This window comes from Pseudomonas palleroniana (assembly GCF_022836895.1).
GTDB classification, from domain to species: Bacteria; Pseudomonadota; Gammaproteobacteria; order Pseudomonadales; family Pseudomonadaceae; genus Aquipseudomonas; species Aquipseudomonas palleroniana.
Genome location: NZ_CP092411.1, coordinates 2,935,743 through 2,952,275, shown reverse-complemented (window position 1 = coordinate 2,952,275; position 16,533 = coordinate 2,935,743). Strand labels below are relative to the sequence as shown.

Genomic DNA, 16,533 nt, shown 5'->3' with positions numbered 1-16,533 from the left:
ACTCCCGCAGATTAGAAGCCTATGTCCCTGATAGTTCTACTGCTTCTGCCGTTCCTTGGCAGCTGTCTGGCGGCCTTGCTGCCGCACAATGCACGTAACACCGAATCCCTGCTGGCCGGCCTGGTGGCGCTGGTCGGCACTGTTCAAGTAGCCCTGCTCTACCCCCTGATCGCCCATGGTGGCGTGATTCACGAAGAATTCATGTGGTTGCCCAGCCTCGGGCTGAATTTCGTCTTGCGCATGGACGGGTTTGCCTGGCTGTTCTCGATGCTGGTGCTGGGCATCGGCACGCTGGTGTCGCTGTATGCGCGCTATTACATGTCGCCGGATGACCCGGTACCGCGCTTCTTCGCGTTTTTCCTGGCGTTCATGGGCGCCATGCTCGGGCTGGTGATTTCCGGCAACCTGATCCAGATCGTGTTCTTTTGGGAACTGACCAGCCTGTTCTCGTTCCTGCTGATCGGCTACTGGCACCATCGGGCGGATGCGCGCCGTGGCGCCTATATGGCCTTGATGGTCACCGGCGCCGGTGGCCTGTGCCTGTTGGCGGGTGTGATGCTGCTGGGGCATATCGTCGGCAGCTATGACCTGGACCAGGTATTGGCGGCGGGCGATCAGATCCGTGCGCATTCGCTCTACCCGGTCATGCTGGCGCTGGTGCTGGTCGGCGCGCTGAGCAAAAGCGCGCAATTCCCCTTCCATTTCTGGCTGCCCCACGCAATGGCGGCCCCCACGCCGGTATCGGCCTACCTGCACTCGGCGACGATGGTGAAGGCCGGCGTGTTCCTGCTGGCCCGCCTGTGGCCGTCGCTGTCCGGCAGCGAAGAATGGTTCTGGATCGTCGGCGGTGCCGGCGCTCTCACCCTCCTCCTCGGCGCGTACTGCGCCATGTTTCAGAATGACCTCAAGGGCCTGCTGGCCTACTCCACCATCAGCCACCTCGGGCTGATCACCCTGCTGCTGGGCCTCAACAGCCCGTTGGCGGCCGTCGCCGCGGTCTTCCATATCCTCAACCATGCGACGTTCAAGGCTTCGTTGTTCATGGCGGCGGGGATCATCGACCACGAAAGCGGCACTCGTGACATTCGCAAGCTCAGTGGCCTGGTCCGTCTGATCCCGTTTACCGCGACCCTGGCCATGGTGGCCAGCGCCTCCATGGCCGGCGTACCGTTGCTTAACGGCTTCCTGTCCAAAGAGATGTTCTTCGCCGAAACGGTGTTTATCTCGGCGACCCGGTGGGTGGAGATCGCCCTGCCGGCGATCGCGACCATTGCCGGCACCTTCAGCGTGGCCTACGCCCTGCGTTTTACCGTCGACGTGTTCTTTGGCCCGCCCGCGACGGACCTGCCCCACACGCCCCACGAGCCACCGCGCTGGATGCGTGCACCGGTGGAGTTGCTGGTGTTTACCTGCCTGCTGGTGGGGATTTTCCCGGCTCAAGTGGTCGGTTCGATCCTGGCCGCGGCCGCCTTGCCGGTGGTCGGCGGCGTGCTGCCGCAATACAGCCTGGCCATCTGGCACGGCTGGAACGCACCGATGATCATGAGCCTGGTGGCCATGACCGGCGGCGTGGTGCTGTACCTGCTGCTGCGCAAGCAGCTCAAGCGCGGCCGCTTCGCGTACCCGCCGATCATCAGCTACTTCAATGGCAAGCGCATGTTCGAACGCAGCCTGGTGGTGATGATGCGCGGCGTGCGCAAGATCGAGAAACGCATCAGCACCAAGCGCCTGCAGACCCAGCTGTTCCTGTTGGTACTGGTGGCGGTGATCGGCGGCATGATCCCGATGCTCAACAGCGGCCTCAGCTGGGGTGACCGGCCGAAGATCCCGGGCTCCATCGTGTTCGTCACCCTGTGGTTGCTGGCGATCGCCTGTGCCCTGGGCGCCGCCTGGCAAGCCAAGTACCACCGGCTGGCAGCCCTGACCATGGTCAGCGTGTGCGGCATGGTGACCTGCGTCACGTTCGTGTGGTTCTCGGCGCCGGACCTGGCGCTGACGCAACTGGCGGTCGAGGTGGTCACCACGGTGCTGATCCTGCTGGGCCTGCGCTGGCTGCCACGGCGGATCGAAGAGGTCTCGCCACTGCCCAGCTCGTTGCGCAAGGCCCGCATCCGCCGCGTGCGGGACTTCCTGCTCTCCAGCGTGGTCGGTGGCGGCATGGCGCTGTTGTCGTATGCGATGCTGACACGCCAGACGCCCAACGATATTTCCTCGTTCTACCTCAGTCGTGCCTTGCCCGAAGGCGGCGGCAGCAATGTGGTGAACGTGATGCTCGTCGACTTCCGCGGCTTCGACACCCTCGGTGAAATCACCGTGCTCGGCGCCGTGGCGTTGACCGTGTATGCCCTGCTGCGCCGCTTCCGGCCGTCGAAAGAAAGCATGGAGTTGCCACCGCAACAGCGCCAACTGGCACCGGACGTGGCCACCGACCTGGTCAACCCGCGCCAAGCCAGCGATACCGCCCTGGGCTTCATGATGGTGCCCGCAGTACTGGTACGCCTGCTGCTGCCGATTGCGCTGGTGGTTTCGTTCTACCTGTTCATGCGCGGCCACAACCAGCCCGGCGGTGGTTTTGTCGCCGGCCTGGTGATGTCGGTGGCGTTCATTCTGCAATACATGGTGGCCGGCACCCAGTGGGTCGAGGCGCAGATGAGCCTGCGGCCGATGCGCTGGATGGGCTTTGGCCTGCTCTCGGCGACACTGACCGGGCTCGGTGCGCTGTTTGTCGGTTACCCGTTCCTGACCACGCATACCTGGCATTTCAGCCTGCCGTTGCTGGGCGACATTCACATAGCCAGTGCGCTGTTCTTCGACGTCGGCGTTTACGCCATGGTCGTTGGCTCCACGCTGCTGATGCTCACCGCCCTCGGCCACCAGTCGGTACGCGCGCATAAACCGAGCAACCAGGCCAAAGTGGTTGCCGCAACAGAAGGAGCCGCCTGATGGAAGAAGTCATCGCAATCGCCATTGGGGTCCTGGCGGCCTCCGGTGTGTGGTTGATCCTGCGGCCACGGACGTTCCAGGTCGTGATGGGCCTGTGCCTGCTGTCCTACGGGGTGAACCTGTTCATTTTCAGCATGGGCAGCCTGTTTATCGGCAAGGAGCCGATCATCAAGGACGGCGTACCGCAAGACCTGCTCCACTATACCGACCCCCTGCCCCAGGCCTTGGTGCTGACGGCAATCGTGATCAGCTTCGCCATGACCGCGTTGTTTCTGGTGGTGTTGCTGGCGTCCCGGGGCTTGACCGGAACCGACCATGTGGACGGCCGGGAGCCCAAGCAATGATGTGGATGAACCAACTGATCATCGCACCGATCCTGCTGCCGTTGCTGACCGCCGCACTGATGCTGATGCTCGGTGAAAAACGCCGCCCGCTGAAAGCCAGGATCAATCTGGTCTCCAGCATGATCGGCCTGGGCATTGCGATCCTGCTGCTGTACTGGACACAAAAAGGCGGCCCCGGCTCGATTGGCGTGTACCTGCCGGGCAACTGGCAGGTGCCGTTCGGTATCGTGCTGGTGGTGGATCAACTGTCGGCCTTGATGCTGGTGCTCACCGGCATCATCGGCGTCAGTGCGCTGTTGTTCGCGATGGCGCGTTGGGATCGCGCGGGCACCAGTTTCCACGCGCTGTTCCAGATCCAGATGATGGGCCTCTACGGCGCCTTCCTCACCGCCGACCTGTTTAACCTGTTCGTGTTTTTCGAGGTGCTGCTGGCGGCCTCCTATGGCTTGATGCTGCACGGCTCGGGCCGGGCGCGGGTGTCGGCGGGGCTGCATTACATCTCGATCAACCTGGTGGCGTCGTCACTGTTCCTGATCGGCGCGGCGATGATCTACGGCGTCACCGGCACTCTGAATTTTGCCGACCTGGCGTTGAAAATCCCGCTGGTGCCCGAAGCCGATCGCGGCCTGTTGCACGCCGGTGCGGCGATTCTCGCCACGGCGTTCCTGGCCAAGGCCGGCATGTGGCCGCTGAATTTCTGGCTGGCGCCCGCCTACTCCTCGGCCAGTGCGCCGGTGGCGGCGATGTTTGCGATCATGACCAAGGTCGGCGTGTACACCGTGCTGCGCCTGTGGACGCTGCTGTTTTCCGGCCAGGCCGGTGCCTCGGCCTTGTTTGGCGGAGATTGGCTGGTGTACGGCGGCATGGCGACCATCATTGGCGCGGCACTGGCGATGCTGGCGGCGCAGCGGCTGGAGCGCATGGCGAGCTTGAGCATCCTGGTGTCGGCGGGGATTTTGCTGTCGGCGGTCGGTTTTGCCCAGCCGAGCCTGATTGCGGGTGCGCTGTTCTACCTGGTCAGCTCGACGCTGGCGTTGAGCGCGCTGTTCCTGCTGGCTGAATTGATCGAGCGTTCGCGTTCGGCCAACGACCTGCCGCTGGATGAAGAAATCGATGCGCTGCCCAAAGCCATGGAATCCCTGCATCCACGCCCAGGCGTCAACCTGGACGACGAGCAGAAAGCCGTGGTCGGCCAGGTGATTCCCTGGACCATGGCGTTCCTAGGTCTCAGCTTTATTGCCTGTGCGCTGCTGATCATCGGCATGCCGCCGCTGTCCGGGTTTATCGGCAAGCTGAGCCTGCTCAGTGCGCTGGTCAATCCGCTCGGGTTGGGTGTCAGCGTTGACCAACCGATCCGCCCGGCGGCCTGGGGCCTTGTAGCGCTGCTGATCCTCTCGGGCCTGGCTTCGTTGATCGCCTTCGCACGCCTGGGCATCCAACGTTTCTGGACCCCGGAAGAGCGCCCTTCGCCGCTCCTGCGTCGCTACGAGTGCGTGCCGATCTTCCTGCTGCTCGGCTTGAGCATCCTGCTGACATTCAAGGCCGAACCCTTGCTGCACTACACCCAGGACACGGCCGTCAGCCTGAACAACCCGGAACATTACGTGATGGCGGTGATGGCCACACGCCCGGTACCAAGCCCTGAAGCCAAGGCTGCCGCGCTGGAGGTGCAACCATGAAGCGCCTGTTCCCCGCCCCGTGGCTGTCGCTGGCACTGTGGCTGTTGTGGCTGGTGCTGAACCTGTCGGTCAGCCCCGGCAATCTGCTGCTGGGCGCACTGCTGGGCTTCCTTGCGCCGCTGATGATGGCGCCGTTGCGCCCGCTGCCGGTGCGGATCCGCCGCCCCGGGGTGATCATTCGCCTGTTCTTCCTGGTCGGCCGCGATGTGGTCATCTCCAACCTGCAAGTGGCCTGGGGCGTGCTGACCTGCGGCTCACGCCCACCACGTTCGCGCTTTATCAAGATCCCCCTGGACCTGCGCGACCCGAACGGCCTGGCCGCGCTGTCGATGATCACCACTGTGGTGCCCGGCACGATCTGGTCGGAACTGGCGCTGGACCGCAGCATCCTGCTGCTGCATGTATTCGACCTGGAGGATGAAGCGCCGTTTATCGAGCACTTCAAGACCACTTACGAACGGCCCCTGATGGAGATCTTCGAATGAGCGCCCTGCTCTCCAATGCGATCCTGTTCAGCCTGTTCCTGTTCTCGCTGGCCATGGTGCTGACGCTGATCCGCCTGTTCAAAGGCCCGTCGGCCCAGGACCGGGTACTGGCGCTGGACTACCTGTACATCCTGGCGATGCTGATGATGCTGGTGCTGGGTATTCGATATGCCAGTGACACCTACTTTGAAGCCGCGCTGCTGATCGCGCTGTTCGGCTTTGTCGGTTCGTTTGCCCTGGCAAAATTCCTGCTGCGTGGGGAGGTGATTGAATGATGCCGTTATGGGTTGAAGTGATAGTCGCGGGGCTGCTGGTGCTCAGCAGTCTGTTTGCGTTGATCGGTGCAGTCGGCTTGTTGCGGCTGAAGGACTTTTTCCAACGCATGCACCCGCCGGCACTGGCTTCGACGCTGGGCGCGTGGTGTGTGGCGCTGGCATCGATTATCTACTTTTCGGTGCTCAAGTCCGGGCCGGTACTGCATGGCTGGTTGATCCCGATCCTGCTGTCGATCACGGTGCCCGTGACCACGCTGTTACTGGCCCGCACCGCACTGTTCCGCAAGCGCATGGCCGGTGACGACGTACCGGCCGAAGTCAGCAGCCGCCGCTGATTTCTCAGGCGAACACAGTAAAACATGTGGGAGCGGGCTTGCTCGCGAATGCGGTACATCAGTCACACATGTATTGACTGATGCTGCGCATTCGCGAGCAAGCCCGCTCCCACATTGGTTTTGCGCTAGGCGAAGGATCGGATTCTGGTCGCCAGCTCTGCCAACTTAGCATCATTCGCCCGCACATGATCGTGGGACGAGATATAGCCTTCATAGACGTCGAAGAACTTATCCACCTTCGAACTCAACGGCTTGAACGCACTGTCCGACCCCGTCCCATGCATGGGGAACAGCTTCGCATGCAGATGATCCACACCATACCCTTCCAGCATCATCCCCGTACGTGCTACGTCGGGAAACGCGCGATCAATCTGCAGCGCGGTTTTCTTCGCCGCTACCGCAAGCCCGGCCAGCACTTCATCGGACTGAGCAAATGCGTAGCTGCCGTAATGCCGCTTGGGGATGACTACGCTGAAACCCGGCGTGTTGGGGAAAATCGAAAGAAACGCCATATGTTGATCGTCTTCCCACAGAATGTGCGCCGGGGAAGTCTTTCGAACGATGCTACAGAAAATGCAATCCATGTGAATCACCGACAGTTGATCGAGATGGTCTTCCAATAGCATGAATCCGATTACAAAATCGCTGCGCCAAACCGGCTAACGCGTGGCATCCAGTGATCCAGGATCTCGGCTGAGGCAACGATATGATGCGCTCGCCCGATCAGCAGCCGGCGTGGCACAAAGCCGATATACCGGGAGTCATCGCTGTTATCGCGGTTGTCGCCGAGCATGAAATAGCTGTCGGCAGGCACCACCACCGGGCCGAAATTGCGCAACGCCCGCACGGTCGGCATGAACTGGACAGTGCGCTGACGGTTGGCCGCCAGCTCGTTCAGCTTGATCCCCGGCACCGTATGGCCGGCAACGATGGGCTCGCTGATGTCCTGCGCATCACTGTAGGTGGCAGGCACGCCGTTGACCCACAACACCTCATCTTTCATTTCCAGGGTGTCACCGGGTATACCGACGATGCGCTTGATCAGGCGCATGCCATCCTTGGGCGACGAAAACGTGACCACATCGCCACGCTGGGGGTTATCAAGCTTGGCCAGGGAAATATCCGTCAGCGGCACCTTGAGGTCATACGCTACGCGATTGACCAGCACCACATCCCCCTCCAGCAACGTGGGGCGCATGGAGCCGGACGGAATGGGGTTCCAATCGGCCAGGGATGTACGGAAAATGCCGAAGCACAGCCAGAAAATGATTGCGTAACGGTAACGGCCCAACCAACGTCGCATACATCCTCGCAATACAGAAAGGGGCATTGGCACCCGCCAGACACCCAGATGATTTTTGGCTACGCTCGCTTGTTACACATCAGGATTAAATGACCATTAGCACTTGCGCTCAAGGTCAATGACACAAAAGGAAAGCGGCCCCATGGATATCAAATGCTCTGTCTTTATCGCAGCCAGCATCGACGGGTTTATCGCACGACCCGATGGCGATATCGAGTGGCTTCTTCGGCCGGAGTATGAACGTGCTGTCTTGAACGGCATGACGTTTGAAAGCTATATCGCCACCGTTGATGCACTGGTGATGGGCCGCAAAACCCTGGAGAAGGTGGCGTCCTTCGCCGAGTGGCTTTATGAAGGCACGCCGGTCATAGCGCTTTCGCACCGTCCGCTGGCGCTGCCTGCCCATCTGGAAGGCAAGGTCGAAGTCATGGCAGCCGACGCGCCTGCGGTGGTGGCCCAGCTAGCCGAACGCGGCATGAAGCATCTGTATATCGATGGAGGCCAGACGATCCAGGCATTTCTGGAAGCGGGCCTGATCGACGAGCTGATCATCACGCGTATCCCGGTTTTGCTGGGGCAAGGCATTCCACTGTTCAGCCAGGTTGGTCGTGAGCATGAGCTTCATCACGTCAGCACACATGTGTCGGACAATGGGTTTGTGCAGAGTCGGTATCAAGTGACGACAGACTCTCTCGCCGTGCAATAGGAACTGGAGGTCAGGGTGACTCAACACATTATTGTCATTGGTGGCGAGTCCGCAGAAGACATGACCCGCATGACACGCATTGACGAACACATCGTCGCATCATCAGGCAAAACGCACCCTAATATTCTCTATATCTCGACAGCCAACGGCGATGACCGAGTCAAGATCCGCGACTTCACCGCTAAATATGAAAGCGCTGGCTGCACCGTTAGCAACCTGACGGTATTCATTCCGCCGTTTCCCGATGCGAGCCATGTTTCATCTTTGTTTGAACAGGCCGACATCATTTACGTGGCGGGCGGTAATACACGCGCCATGCTGGCGGTCTGGCGCGAATTTGGTGTCACGGCCTTACTGAAAAACGCCTGGGAAAACGGCAAAGTCCTCAGTGGCGTCAGCGCCGGTGCGATTTGCTGGTTTGACTATGGGCACTCGGATTCAGGCGGAAGGTTTGCGCTGGTTGACGGCATGGGCTTGTTGCCGGGCGCATTGTGCCCGCATTTCAGTTCAGAGGCTGGAAGGGAAGCCTCGTTTGTCGAGCTGGTTCAGCACGAGCATATTCAGCCTGCCTACGCGCTCGACGATGGCGTGGCCCTACATTTCAAAAATGGCAAATGCCACCAGGTCATCCATAACAGCGCAGCAGGGCACGCTTACGAAATGACTACGCAAGCGCCCTATCCAATACCTTTGTCACACCGTTCGGAAAGATAAATGCCAAAGGCATCAACACAAGGAAATTTCCGACAGCGCTTTAGGGGGGGCGCTCGGAAGATGGCGGCCTAATCTCCGGTGGAGCCCGTTCACAGCTAAATCTGAAATCGAAGAATTCGCAAAGTGGGCACGGTAAAAATGTGGGAGCGGGCTTGCTCGCGAATACGGCGTGTCAGCCACTGCGATTGTGACTGGAAGAATGCATTCGCGAGCAAGCCCGCTCCCACAGTGGATCGAGTGGGCCGTTGAAACGGTGTGCAAAAAAAACGCCCCGAACCAGTCGGGGCGTTTTTCATTCAGCGTGCAGCAACCAATGGTCAGTCAGCCAACCGCCACGTCGTCCCGCCCTTCCCGTCTTCCAACACCACACCCATCGCGGTCAGTTGGTCACGGATACGGTCGGATTCCGCCCAGTCCTTGTTGGTACGCGCGGTCAGACGCGCCTGGATCAGCGCATCCACTTCAGCGGCGTCCACACGGCCTTCAGCGCCGGCTTGCAGGAACTCCTCAGGCTTCATTTGCAGAACTCCAAGCACACTCGCCAGCTCTTTCAAGCGCGCCGCCAGGCCCGCCGCTGCGTCGAGATCGCTCTCGCGCAGACGGTTGATCTCGCGCACCATCTCGAACAGCACCGCGCAGGCTTCCGGGGTGCCGAAGTCGTCGTTCATGACTTCGGTGAAGCGGGCCACGAAGGCTTCGCCGCCCGCTGGAGCGACTGCCGGCAAGCCCTTCAACGCATGGTAGAAACGTTCCAGGGCGCCCTTGGCGTCCTTGAGGTTGTCTTCCGAGTAGTTGATCGCACTGCGATAGTGGCTGGACACCAAGAGGTAGCGCACCACTTCCGGGTGATACTTCTCGAGCACGTCGCGGATGGTGAAGAAGTTGTTCAAGGACTTGGACATCTTCTCGCCATTGATGCGGATCATGCCGCAGTGCATCCAGGCATTGGCGTAGGTCTTGCCGGTGGCGGCTTCGCTCTGGGCGATTTCGTTTTCGTGGTGCGGGAACTCGAGGTCGCTGCCGCCGCCATGAATGTCGAAGGTCTCGCCCAGGCAGCAGGTGGACATCACCGAGCATTCGATGTGCCAGCCCGGACGCCCGGCGCCCCATGGCGATTCCCAGCTTGGCTCGCCCGGCTTGGTGGCTTTCCACAGCACGAAGTCGAGCGGGTCTTGCTTGGCTTCATCGACTTCGATGCGGGCGCCGATGCGCAGGTCTTCGATCTTCTTGCGCGACAGCTTGCCGTAACCCATGAACTTGGCGACGCGATAGTACACGTCACCATTGCCCGGGGCGTAGGCGTAGCCCTTGTCGATCAGGGTCTGGATCATCGCGTGCATGCCAGGGATGTGGTCCGTGGCACGCGGTTCCATGTCCGGCTTGAGGATGTTGAGGCGCGCCTCATCCTCGTGCATGGCGGCAATCATGCGCTCGGTCAGCGCGTCGAACGACTCGCCGTTTTCGTTGGCACGGTTGATGATCTTGTCGTCGATGTCGGTGATGTTGCGCACATAGGTCAGGTCATAACCGCTGAAACGCAGCCAGCGGGTGACCAGGTCGAAGGCAACCATGCTGCGGCCATGGCCAATGTGGCAGTAGTCGTACACGGTCATGCCGCACACGTACATGCGCACCTTGTTGCCATCCAGCGGCTTGAAGACTTCTTTGGTCTTGCTGAGTGTGTTGTAGATCGTTAGCACATCGGCTTCCTTAAGACTTGATCACTGGCCCCACGAATCACGCAAGGTCACGGTACGGTTGAAGACCGGAGCGCCTGGTTTCGAGTCCTTGATATCCGCGCAGAAGTAGCCTTCGCGCTCGAACTGGAAACGGTCTTCCGGCTGTGCTTCGCCCAACGAGGGTTCGGCACGACAACCAGTGAGTACTTGCAGGGAGTCAGGGTTGATGTTGTCGAGGAAGCTCGCGCTGTCTTCGGCCTTTTCAGGGTTTGGCGAGCGGAACAGACGATCGTACAGGCGCACTTCGCACTCGATGCTGGCTGCGGCCGGCACCCAGTGAATCACGCCCTTGACCTTGCGGCCTTCAGGGTTCTTGCCCAGGGTGTCCGGGTCGTACGAGCAGCGCAGCTCGACGATGTTGCCCTCGGCGTCCTTGATCGCTTCGTCGGCACGGATCACATAGCTGCCACGCAGGCGCACTTCGCCGTTCGGCTCCAGGCGCTTGTAGCCCTTTGGCGGTTCTTCCATGAAGTCATCGCGGTCGATGTAGATTTCACGGGCGAACGGCAGCTTGCGCACGCCGAGTTCTTCTTTCTGCGGATGACGCGGCAGTTCGAGGTTCTCGACCTTATCTTCCGGGTAGTTGGTGATCACGACTTTCAACGGGCGCAGCACGCACATGGCGCGCGGGGCGTTGGCGTCCAGGTCCTGGCGGATGCTGAACTCGAGCATGCCGAAGTCGACCACACCGTCGGAACGGTTGGTGCCGACCATGTCGCAGAAGTTGCGGATCGAAGCTGGCGTGTAGCCACGGCGACGGAAACCCGACAGCGTGGACATGCGTGGGTCGTCCCAGCCATGCACGTGCTTTTCATCAACCAGTTGCTTGAGCTTGCGCTTGCTGGTGATGGTGTAGTTCAGGTTCAGGCGGCTGAACTCGTACTGACGCGGCTGCGCCGGCACTGGCAGGTTGCTCAGGAACCATTCGTACAGCGGGCGATGGCTTTCGAACTCCAGGGTGCAGATGGAGTGGGTGATGCCTTCGATGGCGTCCGACTGACCGTGGGTGAAGTCGTAGTTCGGGTAGATGCACCACTTGTCACCGGTCTGGTGGTGGTGGGCATGGCGGATGCGATACATGATCGGGTCGCGCAGGTTCATGTTCGGCGAGGCCATGTCGATCTTGGCGCGCAGCACACGGGCACCGTCGGGGAACTCACCGGCGCGCATGCGGGCGAACCAGTCCAGGTTCTCTTCCACCGAGCGGTCGCGGAACGGGCTGTTCTTGCCAGGTTCGGTCAGGCTGCCACGGTATTCCTTGGCCTGCTCCGGGGTCAGGTCATCGACGTAGGCCTTGCCGGCCTTGATCAGCTCGACGGCCCAGTCGTGCAACTGGTCGAAGTATTGCGAGGCATAGCGCACTTCACCGGACCATTCGAAACCCAGCCACTTCACGTCACTTTCGATGGCGTCGATGTATTCCTGGTCTTCCTTGGCCGGGTTGGTGTCGTCGAAACGCAGGTGCGTGACGCCACCGAACTCCTGGGCCAGGCCGAAGTTCACACAGATCGACTTGGCGTGACCGATGTGCAGGTAGCCGTTGGGCTCTGGCGGGAAGCGGGTGACGATCTGCGTGTGCTTGCCCGAATCCAGGTCCGCCTGGATGATCGGGCGCAGGAAATTGACCGGGACGGCAGGTCCGGCCTTGGAATTCGAGGTAGGGTCGACAGTGGGCTTGCTCATAGGATCCTTGAACAGACAGGTACGTGGCCGGTGGGGGCCAGATAAAACAAAGCCGTTATCATAGCTGATGCTGTCAAGCCGCTGACAGGGTACGACCGAAAACTGCAGCTTTAATTGCTGTTTTAATGACGGACGCGGTAAAAAACCACCTCGAAATTCCTGCCAGGCACGCTAAACTGCGCGCCTTGGCTGCCATTGAGCCAAACCGGTCACGGCGCCCAGGCGTCCAACCCACGAATTCCTTGAAAGAGACACGACCATGACCCAAGTCAAACTGACCACCAACCACGGTGACATCGTCATCGAGCTGAACGCCGAGAAAGCGCCGATCACCGTCGCCAACTTCATCGAATACGTTAAGGCCGGTCACTACGAAAACACGGTGTTCCACCGTGTGATCGGTAACTTCATGATCCAGGGCGGTGGTTTCGAACCCGGCATGAAAGAAAAGAAAGACAAGCGCCCAAGCATCCAGAACGAAGCGGACAACGGCCTTTCCAACGACAAGTACACCGTCGCCATGGCCCGTACCATGGAGCCGCATTCGGCCTCCGCGCAGTTTTTCATCAACGTGGCCGACAACGCTTTCCTGAACCACAGCGGCAAGAACGTGCAGGGTTGGGGTTACGCGGTATTCGGTAAAGTCACCGAAGGCACCGCCGTTGTCGACAAGATCAAAAGCGTGCAGACCACCGGTAAAGCCGGTCACCAGGACGTACCGGTAGAAGACGTGATCGTCGAGAAAGCCGAGATCGTTGGGTGATATTACTGATTTCAGATTTGCATCTGGAAGAGGAACGCCCGGACATTACCCGGGCGTTTCTGGATCTGCTCCAAGGCCGCGCCCGTGGCGCCCAGGCGTTGTACATTCTGGGGGACTTCTTTGAAGCCTGGATTGGCGACGACGGCATGACCCCCTTCCAGCGCTCCATCTGCGAGGCTCTGCGTGAGCTGAGCGACAGCGGCACCCCGATTTTCCTCATGCACGGCAATCGCGATTTCCTGATCGGCAAGCGGTTCTGCAAAGCGGCAGGCGCCACCTTGCTCAAGGACCCGAGTGTCGTGCAGTTCTACGGCGAGCCGGTGCTGTTGATGCACGGCGATAGCCTCTGCACCCGCGACGTCGGCTATATGAAGCTGCGGCGCATCCTGCGTAACCCGATTGTGCTGTTTATCCTGCGCCACCTGCCCTTGGGCACCCGGCACAAGCTGGCGCGCAAGCTGCGCAGCGAAAGCCGCGCGCAGACGCGCATGAAGGCCAACGACATTGTCGATGTCACCCCCGAAGAAGTGCCGCGCATCATGCAGCAGTTCGGCGTACGCACCCTGGTCCACGGCCATACCCACCGCCCCGCCATTCATAAACTGCAGATCGGCGACCAGGCGGCCAAGCGCATTGTGCTGGGGGATTGGGATAAGCAAGGGTGGGCATTGCAGGTGGATGAGCAAGGCTTTCAGTTGGCGGCATTCGACTTCACCAACCCACAGTTGGCGCTGCCTGGCGCCTAACCCCCAGACATCACTGCTCCAATGTGAACAAAGATTCAAATGTGGGGGGGCTTGCCCCCTCCCACATTTTGACCGCGTGTCCCCCGGGATCAGTGGCCGGAAGCCGCAGGCCCCGCTTTGGCGGTGAACGGCGGCTTGGCCAGCCACACCAGCAGCATCAACGCCATGAACATCCAGCCCAGCAACGTGAAGTAATCCACGGTGGACATCATGTACGCCTGGCTGGTGAGGATCTGGTCCAGCTGGGTGTAAGCCTTCTGCCCTGCCCCGCCCAACGCATTCAGGGCGTCACGGGTGGCCGAGTCATAGGTGGTCATGTTCTCGCTCATATACGCATGGTGCTGGTCCGCCCGGCGAATCCAGATCCAGGTGGTCAGCGATGCCGCGAAGCTACCGCCCAGGGTACGCAGGAACGTCGCCAGCCCGGCGCCGTCGGCAATCTGGTGCGGCGGCAGGTCGGACATCAGGATGCTCAAGGTCGGCATAAAGAACAGCGCCACGCCGATACCCATGAACAACTGCACCAGGGCAACGTGCTGGAAGTCCACTTCATTGGTGAAACCGGCGCGCATGAAGCAACTCAAGCCGATCGCCAGGAACGCCAGGCCCGCCAGCAGGCGCAGGTCGAACTTGTGCGCGTACTTGCCCACGAAGGGCGACATCAGCACCGGCAAAATCCCGATTGGCGCCACCGCCAGGCCGGCCCAGGTAGCGGTGTAGCCCATCTGGGTCTGCAACCATTGCGGCAGGATCAGGTTGATGCCGAAGAACCCCGCGTAGCCCAGGATCAACACGATGGTGCCGATACGGAAGTTGCGGTAGGCGAACAGCCGCAGGTTGACCACCGGGTGCTTGTCGGTCATTTCCCAGATCACGAACACCGCCAGGGCAATCGCCGAGATCACGGCGCCCATGATGATGAAGTTGGATTCGAACCAGTCCAGGTCGTTGCCCTTGTCGAGGATGATCTGCAAGGCGCCCACGCCGACGATCAGGCTCAACAGCCCGACATAGTCCATCGGCTGATAGCTGGTGACCACCGGGCGTTTCTTCAACTGCGCACGTACCACCATTACCGCAAAGATGCCGATGGGCACGTTGATAAAGAAGATCCACGGCCAGCTGTAGCTGTCGGTGATCCAGCCGCCGAGGATAGGCCCGGCGATCGGCGCCACCACCGTGACCATCGCCAGTAACGCCAGGGCCATCCCCCGTCTCGCCGGCGGATACACCGCGATCAGCAACGTCTGGGTCATCGGGTACAGCGGCCCCGCCACCAAGCCTTGCAGCACGCGAAAACCGATCAGCTCGGGCATCGAGGTGGATACACCACACATAAACGAGGCCAGCACAAACAGGATGGTCGCCCATAAAAACAGCTTCACCTCACCGAAGCGCCGGCTCAACCAGCCGGTGAGCGGCAAGGCAATCGCGTTGCTCACCGCAAACGAGGTAATGACCCAGGTGCCCTGCTCCGAACTCACGCCGAGGTTGCCGGAAATGGTCGGCAACGCCACGTTGGCGATGGTGGTGTCGAGCACCTGCATAAAGGTCGCCAGCGACAGGCCAATAGTGGCCATCACTAGGCTGGGTGGCGTGAAGGAGGCGTTATTGCTCATCAGCGTTGCACAGCCTTGGGTGCGGCGATGCTGTTGTCATGGATCAACTGGGTGATCATGGCGTCGGCTTCGGCCAGTTGGCGGTCATACACATTGGTGGTGAACGAGGCCTTTTGTGGCGCCTGTTGCGCCAGCACCGGGCCGCTCTGGTCGTGCAGGTCGACATTGACCAGGGTGCTCAAGCCGACCCGCAGCGGGTTCTTGGCCAACTCGTCGGCGTTGATGTGGATACGCACCGGTACCCGCTGGACGATCTTGATCCAGTTACCAGTGGCGTTCTGCGCCGGCAGCAGGGCAAATGCGCTGCCGGTGCCGGCGCCGAGGCTGTCGACGGTGCCGCTGAATTTCACGTCGCTGCCGTAGATGTCCGCTTCGATGTCCACCGGCTGGCCGATGCGCATGTTGCGCAGCTGGGTTTCCTTGAAGTTGGCGTCGATCCACAGCTGGTCGAGCGGGATCACGGCCATCAAGGCGGTACCCGGCTGTACGCGCTGGCCCAGTTGCACGGTGCGCTTGGCCACGTAACCGGTGACCGGCGCAATCAAGGTGCTGCGGGCGTTGGTCAGGTAGGCCTGGCGCAGTTGCGCGGCGGCGGCTTGTACGTCGGGGTGCGAACTGATCACGGTGTCATCCACCAGCGCGTTGCTGGTCTTGAGTTGCTGCTCAAGGTTGGTCAGGGCGTTCTTCGCGGCGGTCAGGCTGTCACGGGCGTGGGACAGTTCTTCCTGGGAGATCGCGCCACCCTGGGCCAGGGTTTTACGGCGGTTGTAATTATCCTGTGCGGTCTGCACATCGGCTTTCTGCGCATTGACCTGCGCTTTCATACCATCGACGTTGCTGTACAAGCCGCGCACCTGGCGCACGGTGCGCGCCAGATTGGCCTGGGCACTTTGCAGGCCGACGGCGGCGTCATTCGGGTCGAAGTTGACCAGCACCTGGCCTTCGTGGACCAGGTCGCCATCGTCGGCACCGATGCTGACCACAGTGCCGGTGACCAACGGAGTGATTTCCACCACGTTGCCGTTCACATAGGCGTCGTCGGTACTTTCGCTGAAGCGGCCGTAGAACTCATACCAGCCCCACACGCCCACGGCGCCGAGGATGACGATCAGCGCCAGGAGCAGCAGCATCACCTTGCGTTTGCGCGGGTTGCTGTCGTTGGTGGGTTCGTTTGCGGTGTTGCTGTCGGCAGTGGCCAT

General features: G+C 60.9%; 16 protein-coding genes. 10 read left to right on the top strand and 6 right to left on the bottom strand.

Features of this window, described 5'->3' with window-relative positions:
* Window positions 1-21 precede the first annotated feature (21 nt).
* Genes MJP36_RS13495 through MJP36_RS13470 form a run of 6 tightly spaced genes read left to right on the top strand, consistent with a single transcriptional unit; the run spans window position 22 to window position 6,061 of the window.
* Window positions 22-2,943, top strand: a complete 2,922-nt coding sequence (locus MJP36_RS13495; RefSeq protein ID WP_244385545.1) for a monovalent cation/H+ antiporter subunit A — start codon at window positions 22-24, stop codon at window positions 2,941-2,943.
* Window positions 2,943-3,287 carry a Na+/H+ antiporter subunit C gene (locus MJP36_RS13490; protein WP_060756701.1) on the top strand — a complete coding sequence of 115 codons (345 nt, stop codon included), beginning with the start codon at window positions 2,943-2,945 and terminating at the stop codon, window positions 3,285-3,287. The genes MJP36_RS13495 and MJP36_RS13490 overlap by 1 nt, the downstream gene beginning before the upstream one ends.
* Complete coding sequence (locus MJP36_RS13485) at window positions 3,284-4,966, top strand: monovalent cation/H+ antiporter subunit D (protein ID WP_244385543.1); 1,683 nt, start codon at window positions 3,284-3,286, stop codon at window positions 4,964-4,966. Before MJP36_RS13490 ends, MJP36_RS13485 begins: the two co-directional genes overlap by 4 nt.
* Window positions 4,963-5,451, top strand: coding sequence for a Na+/H+ antiporter subunit E (locus MJP36_RS13480; RefSeq protein ID WP_060756703.1), 489 nt, complete (start codon window positions 4,963-4,965; stop codon window positions 5,449-5,451). Before MJP36_RS13485 ends, MJP36_RS13480 begins: the two co-directional genes overlap by 4 nt.
* A complete protein-coding gene (locus MJP36_RS13475; protein ID WP_005789171.1) occupies window positions 5,448-5,726 on the top strand; it encodes a K+/H+ antiporter subunit F in 279 nt (92 codons plus the stop codon). Before MJP36_RS13480 ends, MJP36_RS13475 begins: the two co-directional genes overlap by 4 nt.
* A complete protein-coding gene (locus MJP36_RS13470) occupies window positions 5,723-6,061 on the top strand; it encodes a Na+/H+ antiporter subunit G (protein WP_060756704.1) in 339 nt (112 codons plus the stop codon). Before MJP36_RS13475 ends, MJP36_RS13470 begins: the two co-directional genes overlap by 4 nt.
* A 125-nt stretch (window positions 6,062-6,186) precedes the next feature.
* Here MJP36_RS13470 and MJP36_RS13465 read toward each other — a convergent pair whose 3' ends face one another.
* Window positions 6,187-6,645: an HIT family protein gene (locus MJP36_RS13465; protein WP_244385624.1), complete on the bottom strand. Its 459-nt coding sequence runs from the start codon at window positions 6,643-6,645 to the stop codon at window positions 6,187-6,189.
* A 50-nt stretch (window positions 6,646-6,695) separates the two neighbouring features.
* Window positions 6,696-7,364, bottom strand: coding sequence for a signal peptidase I (gene lepB, locus MJP36_RS13460; RefSeq protein WP_060756705.1), 669 nt, complete (start codon window positions 7,362-7,364; stop codon window positions 6,696-6,698).
* Window positions 7,365-7,506: 142 nt separating this feature from the next.
* On the opposite strand from lepB, the gene MJP36_RS13455 reads away from it, so the two are divergent.
* Window positions 7,507-8,070: a dihydrofolate reductase family protein gene (locus MJP36_RS13455; RefSeq protein WP_104994168.1), complete on the top strand. Its 564-nt coding sequence runs from the start codon at window positions 7,507-7,509 to the stop codon at window positions 8,068-8,070.
* Window positions 8,071-8,085: 15 nt separating this feature from the next.
* The gene (locus MJP36_RS13450; protein ID WP_244385542.1) at window positions 8,086-8,784 is read left to right on the top strand and encodes a Type 1 glutamine amidotransferase-like domain-containing protein; all 699 of its coding nucleotides are present in this window, start codon (window positions 8,086-8,088) and stop codon (window positions 8,782-8,784) included.
* A gap of 317 nt (window positions 8,785-9,101) precedes the next feature.
* Here the strand turns inward: MJP36_RS13450 and cysS are convergent, their stop codons facing one another.
* Together cysS and MJP36_RS13440 are read right to left on the bottom strand one after the other, a co-directional pair.
* Window positions 9,102-10,484, bottom strand: a complete 1,383-nt coding sequence (gene cysS, locus MJP36_RS13445; protein WP_060756708.1) for a cysteine--tRNA ligase — start codon at window positions 10,482-10,484, stop codon at window positions 9,102-9,104.
* A gap of 21 nt (window positions 10,485-10,505) precedes the next feature.
* Window positions 10,506-12,206, bottom strand: a complete 1,701-nt coding sequence (locus MJP36_RS13440) for a glutamine--tRNA ligase/YqeY domain fusion protein (RefSeq protein ID WP_198761793.1) — start codon at window positions 12,204-12,206, stop codon at window positions 10,506-10,508.
* Window positions 12,207-12,465: 259 nt separating this feature from the next.
* Between MJP36_RS13440 and MJP36_RS13435 the strand changes: the two genes are divergently transcribed.
* Together MJP36_RS13435 and lpxH are read left to right on the top strand one after the other, a co-directional pair.
* Complete coding sequence (locus MJP36_RS13435) at window positions 12,466-12,969, top strand: peptidylprolyl isomerase (protein WP_060756710.1); 504 nt, start codon at window positions 12,466-12,468, stop codon at window positions 12,967-12,969.
* The gene (gene lpxH, locus MJP36_RS13430) at window positions 12,966-13,715 is read left to right on the top strand and encodes a UDP-2,3-diacylglucosamine diphosphatase (protein WP_090370170.1); all 750 of its coding nucleotides are present in this window, start codon (window positions 12,966-12,968) and stop codon (window positions 13,713-13,715) included. The genes MJP36_RS13435 and lpxH overlap by 4 nt, the downstream gene beginning before the upstream one ends.
* Before the next feature lie 89 nt (window positions 13,716-13,804).
* On the opposite strand, the gene MJP36_RS13425 is transcribed toward lpxH, so the two are convergent.
* A complete protein-coding gene (locus MJP36_RS13425) occupies window positions 13,805-15,334 on the bottom strand; it encodes a DHA2 family efflux MFS transporter permease subunit (protein ID WP_104994171.1) in 1,530 nt (509 codons plus the stop codon).
* A complete protein-coding gene (locus MJP36_RS13420) occupies window positions 15,334-16,533 on the bottom strand; it encodes an HlyD/EmrA/EmrK family protein (RefSeq protein WP_244385541.1) in 1,200 nt (399 codons plus the stop codon). Before MJP36_RS13420 ends, MJP36_RS13425 begins: the two co-directional genes overlap by 1 nt.